The sequence below is a fragment of the Chitinimonas sp. BJB300 genome (genome assembly GCF_002735695.1).
Classification (GTDB): domain Bacteria; phylum Pseudomonadota; class Gammaproteobacteria; order Burkholderiales; family Chitinimonadaceae; genus Chitinimonas.
The window spans coordinates 1-7,293 of the sequence record NZ_PDZH01000157.1; the positions used below are offsets into that span (position 1 = coordinate 1).

At 52.7% G+C, this 7,293-nt stretch carries 12 protein-coding genes and 1 pseudogene; 10 read left to right on the forward strand and 3 right to left on the reverse strand.

Annotated elements, in window-relative coordinates; translation table 11 throughout:
* The 4 genes and pseudogenes from CSQ89_RS18640 to CSQ89_RS22560 form a co-directional block, all read left to right on the forward strand.
* A partial coding sequence (locus tag CSQ89_RS18640; RefSeq protein ID WP_143747091.1) for an IS3 family transposase occupies positions 1–196 on the forward strand: 196 nt, incomplete at its 5' end.
* 44 nt (positions 197–240) lie between these two features.
* A pseudogene (locus CSQ89_RS18645) lies at positions 241–495 on the forward strand (efflux RND transporter permease subunit); the annotation flags it as partial.
* Between the two features lie 481 nt (positions 496–976).
* A complete protein-coding gene (locus CSQ89_RS18650) occupies positions 977–2,335 on the forward strand; it encodes a DEAD/DEAH box helicase (RefSeq protein WP_099407571.1) in 1,359 nt (452 codons plus the stop codon).
* A gap of 11 nt (positions 2,336–2,346) precedes the next feature.
* Entirely contained in the window at positions 2,347–2,508 is a 162-nt protein-coding gene (locus tag CSQ89_RS22560) for a hypothetical protein (protein WP_158229045.1), read from the forward strand.
* Between the two features lie 139 nt (positions 2,509–2,647).
* Here CSQ89_RS22560 and CSQ89_RS18655 read toward each other — a convergent pair whose 3' ends face one another.
* Complete coding sequence (locus tag CSQ89_RS18655) at positions 2,648–2,851, reverse strand: cold-shock protein (protein ID WP_072427494.1); 204 nt, start codon at positions 2,849–2,851, stop codon at positions 2,648–2,650.
* 185 nt (positions 2,852–3,036) lie between these two features.
* Positions 3,037–3,597, reverse strand: a complete 561-nt coding sequence (locus tag CSQ89_RS18660) for a DUF1415 domain-containing protein (protein WP_099407572.1) — start codon at positions 3,595–3,597, stop codon at positions 3,037–3,039.
* Between the two features lie 160 nt (positions 3,598–3,757).
* Between CSQ89_RS18660 and CSQ89_RS23895 the strand changes: the two genes are divergently transcribed.
* The 4 genes from CSQ89_RS23895 (at position 3,758) to CSQ89_RS18675 (ending at position 4,948) form a co-directional block, all read left to right on the forward strand.
* Positions 3,758–3,997: a DUF3391 domain-containing protein gene (locus tag CSQ89_RS23895; RefSeq protein WP_374701377.1), complete on the forward strand. Its 240-nt coding sequence runs from the start codon at positions 3,758–3,760 to the stop codon at positions 3,995–3,997.
* Between the two features lie 91 nt (positions 3,998–4,088).
* A complete protein-coding gene (locus tag CSQ89_RS22565) occupies positions 4,089–4,325 on the forward strand; it encodes an HD domain-containing protein (protein WP_158229046.1) in 237 nt (78 codons plus the stop codon).
* A gap of 105 nt (positions 4,326–4,430) precedes the next feature.
* Positions 4,431–4,730 (forward strand): HD-GYP domain-containing protein, encoded by a 300-nt coding sequence (locus tag CSQ89_RS23900; RefSeq protein ID WP_374701378.1) that lies wholly within the window; start codon positions 4,431–4,433, stop codon positions 4,728–4,730.
* Positions 4,721–4,948 carry a hypothetical protein gene (locus CSQ89_RS18675; protein ID WP_099407574.1) on the forward strand — a complete coding sequence of 76 codons (228 nt, stop codon included), beginning with the start codon at positions 4,721–4,723 and terminating at the stop codon, positions 4,946–4,948. Before CSQ89_RS23900 ends, CSQ89_RS18675 begins: the two co-directional genes overlap by 10 nt.
* A 149-nt stretch (positions 4,949–5,097) precedes the next feature.
* Here CSQ89_RS18675 and CSQ89_RS18680 read toward each other — a convergent pair whose 3' ends face one another.
* Positions 5,098–5,463: a hypothetical protein gene (locus tag CSQ89_RS18680; RefSeq protein WP_099407575.1), complete on the reverse strand. Its 366-nt coding sequence runs from the start codon at positions 5,461–5,463 to the stop codon at positions 5,098–5,100.
* Positions 5,464–5,726: 263 nt separating this feature from the next.
* Between CSQ89_RS18680 and CSQ89_RS18685 the strand changes: the two genes are divergently transcribed.
* The gene (locus CSQ89_RS18685) at positions 5,727–6,365 is read left to right on the forward strand and encodes a YceH family protein (RefSeq protein WP_099407576.1); all 639 of its coding nucleotides are present in this window, start codon (positions 5,727–5,729) and stop codon (positions 6,363–6,365) included.
* Between the two features lie 74 nt (positions 6,366–6,439).
* Positions 6,440–7,165, forward strand: a complete 726-nt coding sequence (folE, locus tag CSQ89_RS18690; RefSeq protein WP_233203321.1) for a GTP cyclohydrolase I — start codon at positions 6,440–6,442, stop codon at positions 7,163–7,165.
* Positions 7,166–7,293: the final 128 nt, after the last annotated feature.

Sequence of the window (7,293 nt, forward strand, 5' to 3'; positions counted from 1 at the left end):
TGAAACCCTAAACGGTTTGTACAAGGCCGAGGTCATTCACCGGCTAGGCCCGTGGAAAACCGGAGAAGCGGTGGAGCTGGCTACGTTGGAATGGGTGGCATGGTTTAACCACCACCGCCTGCTAGAACCCATTGGCAATATCCCGCCAGCTGAAGCTGAGGCAAACTATTACCAGCAACTCGCTAAAACACTTTAACGAAATACCCTCCTCAAAACCCGGGGCGGTTCAGTCACAAACGTGTACGGCCCATCCTGATGACCACTATCGCAATGGCTGCCGGTATGTTGCCGATTGCGATGGGGCTCGGTGCGGACCCAAGCTTTCGGTCACCCATGGCGATCGCCGTCATCGGCAGCTTGTTGACCTCCACGCTCCTGAGCCTGTTGGTGATCCCGGTTGTTTTCACATATGTGGATGATGTGCTGATCTGGCTAAGCAGGCACTTCAAACCACAACAAACCGTTACAACATTGGCAGCAAGCGAAAACCGCTAAATCAAGGCAAAAAAAGCCGCGAGCCAATGCACGCGGCTTCCTGTCGGGACCCCTGCTGACGCAGGAAGACGACTTAACGTCGGAATAGGTATAAAAGCCAACCCATTTTAAACGCTCCTTTCACTTTCGGCATCCCGTTGCTAGCGATAAGGCCAGAACGGTAGCTGTACGCGGGCGGTTGCAACCCTTGCCATATTTGTCTGACAACCACCGGCCACAGGCACATAGCTAATGTGAAACTTCGCCTGCTCCGGCCCACGGCACCCGTATGGCACCGCGCTTTTGCTACGGAACGAATCGTAACCCATTAATTTTACAGCAATGTTGCAAAGCAAGAAAGGCCGCATAGCAACATGCTGATATAATGCGCTACCTTGGGCGCGCTCCAGTCTTCGCGCCCTTTATAATTTTCTGCTTTCCGTTCATCCGCCACAGACTAGCTGCTCTCATGAGCAGGGCCGATGCCCGCAGGAGTTTCAGCATGTCTTTCGCTTCTCTCGGCCTGTTGGACGATATCGTCCGCGCCGTGGCCGAGCTCGGCTATACCGAGCCTACCCCCATCCAACTGCAAGCTATCCCTGCCGTCCTGACTGGGCGTGACTTGTTGGCCGGTGCGCAAACTGGCACCGGTAAAACTGCAGGCTTTACCCTGCCGATTTTGCATCGCTTGGCAAACCGTGCCAGCAAAGGCCCATCCGAAGGTCGTCCTCCCGTACGCGCTCTTATTCTGACGCCAACACGCGAACTTGCCGCCCAAGTCGAAGAGTCGGTGCAGAACTATGGCAAGTATCTCAAATTGACTTCGATGACCATGTTTGGTGGCGTCAGTATCAATCCGCAAATCAAACAACTGCGCAGTAGAGTCGACATTCTGGTCGCCACCCCGGGTCGCCTGCTCGACCATGTACAACAAGGTACGCTCGATCTATCTAGAATCGAAATCCTGGTACTCGACGAAGCCGATCGCATGCTCGATATGGGCTTTATCCGCGATATCAAGAAAATCCTGGCCTTGTTACCACGCGATCGGCAGAACCTCTTGTTTTCGGCCACCTTCTCGGACGAGATCAAAGCCCTGGCCGATAGTTTGCTCAAATCACCCGAGCTGATCGAAGTCGCACGTCGTAATGCAACTGCCGACACCATCGCGCAGAAAGTGCATCCCGTCGATCGCGATAAGAAACGCCAGCTACTAGCTCACCTTATTCAAGAACATAACTGGTTCCAGGTACTGGTCTTCACCCGTACCAAACATGGTGCCAACCGCCTTGCCGAACAACTCGACAAAGACGGCATCAGTGCCATGGCGATCCACGGCAACAAGAGCCAGGGGGCACGTACCCGGGCATTGAGCGAATTCAAGGAAGGCTCGCTACAGGTGCTGGTCGCGACCGACATTGCCGCTCGGGGTATCGATATCGACCAATTACCGCATGTGGTGAACTTTGAGCTGCCCAATGTGCCGGAAGACTATGTACACCGTATTGGTCGTACTGGCCGGGCAGGGGCTGAAGGCGAAGCCGTATCTTTGGTCTGTGTAGACGAAAAGAAACTGCTGGCCGATATTGAAAAGCTGATTAAGCGCGAGCTACCCAAGGAAATAGTCCCTGGTTTCGAACCCGATCCAAGTATTAAGCCCGAGCCCATTCAGCAACGCTCGGGTGGTGGCGCTCGTCAGGGGCAAGGCCGAGGTGGGCCGCCGCGTAAGCCCGCCGGGAATGCTAGCGAGGGTCGCCAATCACAGGGTAAGCCACAAGCACGCCAGCCAGTCGCACAGGCCGGCAATCACAATAGCCGGGGCCCTAGTGTAGGACGTCGTCCCACCGGCCGTCATCAATAAGCGAGCACGCTATGAAAAAAACCGATCTGGAAAAACTACGCGGCCTGAAAATCAATGAGAAGTTGGCGAAGTCAGGCAATCCTGAACGCTTTGGCAAACACTCCGGCAGCCAACAAACTGCGCCAGAGCCAAAAGGCTTATTAGGTGCATTGTTGAAGAAATCCGCAAAATAATTCTACCTCACTAGCCTACCCATCCCGTCAAACGCTGGCGGGATTTTTTTATGCTGTATTGACTTCAACGAGTGCTACAGGCAATAAAAAACCCGGTTTACGCCGGGTTTCTTTTCAGCAACAACAAAAAGCGCGTCGATTAGACTGGCTTGATGTTCGAAGCTTGCTTGCCCTTCGGACCAGTAGTCACGTCGAAGGAAACCTTTTGGTTTTCTTGCAGCGACTTGAAGCCGTTGGATTGGATTTGCGAGAAGTGCGCGAACAGATCGTCGCCGCCTTCGTCAGGAGTAATGAAGCCGAAGCCTTTGGAGTCATTGAACCACTTAACGGTACCGGTTGCCATGATACTTTTCCTTGTTGGAAATAAATATAAAAGATGCGGACGTTCAAACAAAGGAGGGGCGAATCGGCGTACCGTTTTGGTACAGAGAACGGCCTGAAACCTACTACTTGAAATGCCTGCGGTCCGTGTTTTACGCGAATAGAAGCTACTTGGCAAACAAATTTTTTATCCCGGGCACTTTTGGTCTAAATACGCGTCTGCTGCGGCAATCCTAGCGCTGCCCATCCGGCATGTCCCAGTTGCCGCAATGTTTGAATATTTTTTTCAAATATATCAGCAGCATCCGGGAAGGCAGCCACTGCACGATCCAAACTTTCCTCCCTTAATAAATGCAGGATAGGGTACGGCGCGCGGTTGGTGTAGTTGCTGATGTCTTCCGGCTCGGTATCGGCAAACTGATAGTCCGGATGGAAACTGGCTACTTGCAACACACCCTCCAGTTCATGCTCTGCCACCACGCCATCGGCTACATCCAGAAAATCATTGAAATCGAGAAAGTCATTCAACACCTTGGGGTGAATCAACAGCGTGGTGTCGATTTCATTCGGGTCTGCCGCTGAGAGCAGCAGCAATTCCCGATCAAGGTCATCCAGCAATCGGTCCAGATTGTTGGCTTCGCTTACGACAAAGCGTATCTGATCCTTGATATAGACCGCCTTGGCAAAAGGGCATAGGTTCAAACCGATGACGGCTTTTTCCAGCCAGGCACGGGTATTGGCGATTACAGTATCAGTGTTGTGCAACATAGTGCAGTCCAGTCAAAAAAGCTGGGAGGCGAACAGAGCATCCCGGCTGCTATTCTAACGCCAGACTGTTCACGCTCAGATGCGCAACCACCTATGACGACACCTGCTCAATCGAATTTCATCAGCCCTGATCAACTATGCATCGGCTTGTACATCCGACTTGAACTCGATTGGACAGCACACCCTCAGTCAATTCAAGATCAAAAGTCAGGATCAAATCTACACGCTGCGTTCTTTAGGACTGGAACGCATGCGCTACGACCCCAAACGCAGTGATGTGGTGCCACTGCCCCCCCCCCACCGGATGCCCAAGCAGTCATCCCAAACGGCCCCAGTGTCGAACAGCTTGCTGCCATTGCTGCAAAAAAATCCGGATCGAAAAACTCACACAACACCGTAATGCCCTAAATGAATGTGAACGAAAATTCGTGGGGGCAAGTCGTGCCGTAAAGTCGATTACGCGCAATCTTTTTGCTCGGCCAGAAGAATCAATGAAAGATGCAATGGCGCTTGTGGGCGACTTGGTCAGCTCAATGTTGACTGACCGGGATATCGCTACTCACCTGATGAACGATAAGGTCGCCAATGAGGAGGTCTACTTCCATCAACTCAATGTTGCGGTCTTTGCAATGATGCTGGGCAAGCAATTGGGGCTAGAGCGGGAGACGCTGACTGAACTCGGCCTGGGCGCGCTGCTCCATGATATTGGCAAGTCCGAATACAGCTGAAAACTGAACCCCTGACACCCAGCGAACAAGACCTGATGATGCGCCATAGCCAATACGGCCTGGATATCGGGAAAAAAGGTCAATCTCTCGCCCGAAGCGCTTGCCATCGAATTCCAGCACCATGAGCACATTGATGGCAGCGGCTACCCGCACAGTCTACGCGGTGAAGAAATTCTGCCGCTGAGCAAGATCGTCTGTATCGCCAACACCTACGACAACCTATGCAACCGGCCTAATCCGAAAGACTCACTGACGCCTTACGAAGCACTAGCCATGATGTTCTCGCAACTACGTGCGCGCTTCGAACCTCCCCCCCTGGGCCTCTTCATTCGTTGCATGGGGGTATATCCCCCGGCACACTGGTACAGCTCTCCAACAATGCCCTGGGTCTGGTCATGGCGGTGAACTTAAGCAAACCGCTCAAGCCCACCGTGCTGATCTACGACCCAAGTGTGCCCAAGCATGAAGCGGTGATTTTGGATTTGGAAGAAGAAAAAGAGTTGAACATCGTCAAGCGCATCCGCCTGGCCCAACTCCCCCAACAAGTATTTGCTTACCTGAACCCACGCAAGCGCATGACTTATTACTGCGATGCCACACCAGGTAAAGTGGCTGGGGAGTAAGAACCTGTTTATGTCTGCTGCGCGCGGGCGATACGGCATTGAAAACACCGTCGGAATGCTCATTTACCACTTTGTAGACGCCGCTTCCCCTGCCGCTTTCGCCTTGCGTCGGCCTAGCGCGCTAGACTTTGCACAGATCCTACGCGCATTCAGTATCGCCAGTGGCAGAGGAACAAATAACAAACGGTGATTTGAATCGTCACGACAAACGCCCCGCTCGCACACACACCAGTGAACCCCGCCAGCAGGCTTGATGCCTCTTTCAACATAATTCCGGCCGTGGCTAAAGACTCCATACTGAAAATCAAGCCCATCAGCAGGCAAAAGATGAGAATCCATTTGACGATATACCCAGGTAGATAAACCCGCTTTTCCCGGTTATAGCGATAAGCAGCAGCCTGTTCGAGCAAATTGCCCTGGTTCACATCCTTAAACATCCAGAATGGCCAGAAATAGAGGTAGAGCAGATAGGAAATCGACTCATCGGGCAGGGATGGAATTGTCTGAGTAGACATAGGAGCAAACTCCTTGCACGCGCATATCAATCAGCATGTCTTGGTGAACCCGAAGGACCAAGAGAAGAAGAGCAAGCCAATCAATAAGCAGTGCACCCCTTAACTTCAAGATGGCTGATCGCCCCTGGCTTTGCATGGCCGTTTAGCGGAAAGAATATTTTTGCGCTTCGGACATTCCACGCATATTTTTGACGAGACAGAATGCGCACCGCCCCCAGTGGGCGGGGCATAATGGCACCCTGATTTCATCGCCGGATTACCGTATGTCCAACCTGCCCCCTTTGTCTTTGCTGGAAACCCGAGTGCTCGGTGTGCTGGTCGAAAAGCAGCGCACCGTACCCGATACCTACCCGCTTTCCCTGAATGCGCTAATGGCGGGTTGTAATCAGAAGACCAGCCGAGAACCCGTACTGGACGCCAGCGAAACCGATGTCACAACCGCTATTGATACCTTGCGCAGCCACACGCTGGTGATGGAAAGCAACGGCGGGCGGGTGGTTCGCTATGCTCACAATATGGATAAAGTGTTGGGCTTGCCCAGCCAGTCTGTTGCGCTATTGACGATACTTATGTTGCGCGGACCACAAACAGCGGGGGAGTTGCGGCTTAATTGCGATCGGCTACACAAATTCGCCGATATCTCCACAGTTGAAGCATTTCTACAAGAATTGGCTGCACGGCCCGCTGCTGCGCTGGTCATGGAGTTACCTCGCCAGCCAGGTGCACGGGAAAACCGTTGGGCGCACCTACTGTCGGGCGAGCCGCAGTTTGAAACAACAAGCAGTATGGCAATGCCCCAACCTAGCCAACATGCCCTGGAAGGACGCGTCGCTGCATTGGAAACCGAATTGGCTGCGCTGCGCGCCACCGTTACCGAATTACAAGCTGCCTTAGGCGGCTAAACCATAAACCATCCTGGCAAGTCATCTCATTCCGCCTTGAAGGACTGGATTTGCCAATGCATAGGAAAACTAGCGTGAGTAAGAACGCCCCACCCAGTTACACCGCCATCGACAAAGAAGCCGTGCCTGTTTCTGCGCGCATACGCAGTCGAATCCGCGCAGCACAGCAGCGCTTTCATGCCAATGACAATATCTCTGACTTTATTGAAGCAGGCGAGTTGGAATTATTGCTTGATGAAGTGCAAGACAAGATGAAAGCCGTACTTGATAGCTTGGTGATTGATACCGAGAGCGACCACAACACCCAGGATACAGCCCGTCGGGTAGCCAAAATGTACGTGAACGAGGTATTCAAAGGTCGCTACCTCGCTCAACCTGCTGTTACCGAATTTCCCAATGTCGAGCACCTGAATGAACTGATGATCGTCGGTCCGATCACAGTACGTAGCGCCTGTTCGCACCACTTTTGCCCCATCATCGGCAAGCTATGGATAGGCATCATGCCTAACCAGCATTCCAATCTGATCGGTCTATCGAAATATGCCCGCCTTGCTGAATGGACAATGTGCCGACCCCAGATTCAGGAAGAAGCCGTCACGCAGATTGCCGACCTCTTGATGGAAAAGGTTAGCCCCGATGGCTTGGCGATTGTGATGGAAGCCGATCACTTCTGCATGCAGTGGCGCGGTGTGAAAGACATGGATTCAAAGATGATCAATAGCGTAATGCGCGGTTCCTTCCTGAAGGATGCCACCCTGCGCCGCGAATTCCTGTCGCTGCTGAACAATAATAAGAAGTAACACAGTAACTGATGTTACGCAGTGCATACGATAACCTGTCGCCATGAAGAACAAAGAACTCGATTTGTACACCGACTATTTGCTGAGCACGTTTGGTGCGGCGACAGCAACGGGCTTGTCGGCGATGG

Excerpts from the sequence above, each read along its gene's own strand:
- CSQ89_RS18650 (WP_099407571.1), top strand. The coding sequence starts at position 977 with ATGTCTTTCGCTTCTCTCGGCCTGTTGGACGATATCGTCCGCGCCGTG.
- CSQ89_RS18660 (WP_099407572.1), bottom strand. The coding sequence starts at position 3,597 with ATGTTGCACAACACTGATACTGTAATCGCCAATACCCGTGCCTGGCTG.
- CSQ89_RS18680 (WP_099407575.1), bottom strand. The coding sequence starts at position 5,463 with ATGTCTACTCAGACAATTCCATCCCTGCCCGATGAGTCGATTTCCTAT.
- CSQ89_RS22565 (WP_158229046.1), top strand. The coding sequence starts at position 4,089 with ATGAAAGATGCAATGGCGCTTGTGGGCGACTTGGTCAGCTCAATGTTG.
- CSQ89_RS18675 (WP_099407574.1), top strand. The coding sequence starts at position 4,721 with ATGGCGGTGAACTTAAGCAAACCGCTCAAGCCCACCGTGCTGATCTAC.
- CSQ89_RS18685 (WP_099407576.1), top strand. The coding sequence starts at position 5,727 with ATGTCCAACCTGCCCCCTTTGTCTTTGCTGGAAACCCGAGTGCTCGGT.
- CSQ89_RS18655 (WP_072427494.1), bottom strand. The coding sequence starts at position 2,851 with ATGGCAACCGGTACCGTTAAGTGGTTCAATGACTCCAAAGGCTTCGGC.
- CSQ89_RS22560 (WP_158229045.1), top strand. The coding sequence starts at position 2,347 with ATGAAAAAAACCGATCTGGAAAAACTACGCGGCCTGAAAATCAATGAG.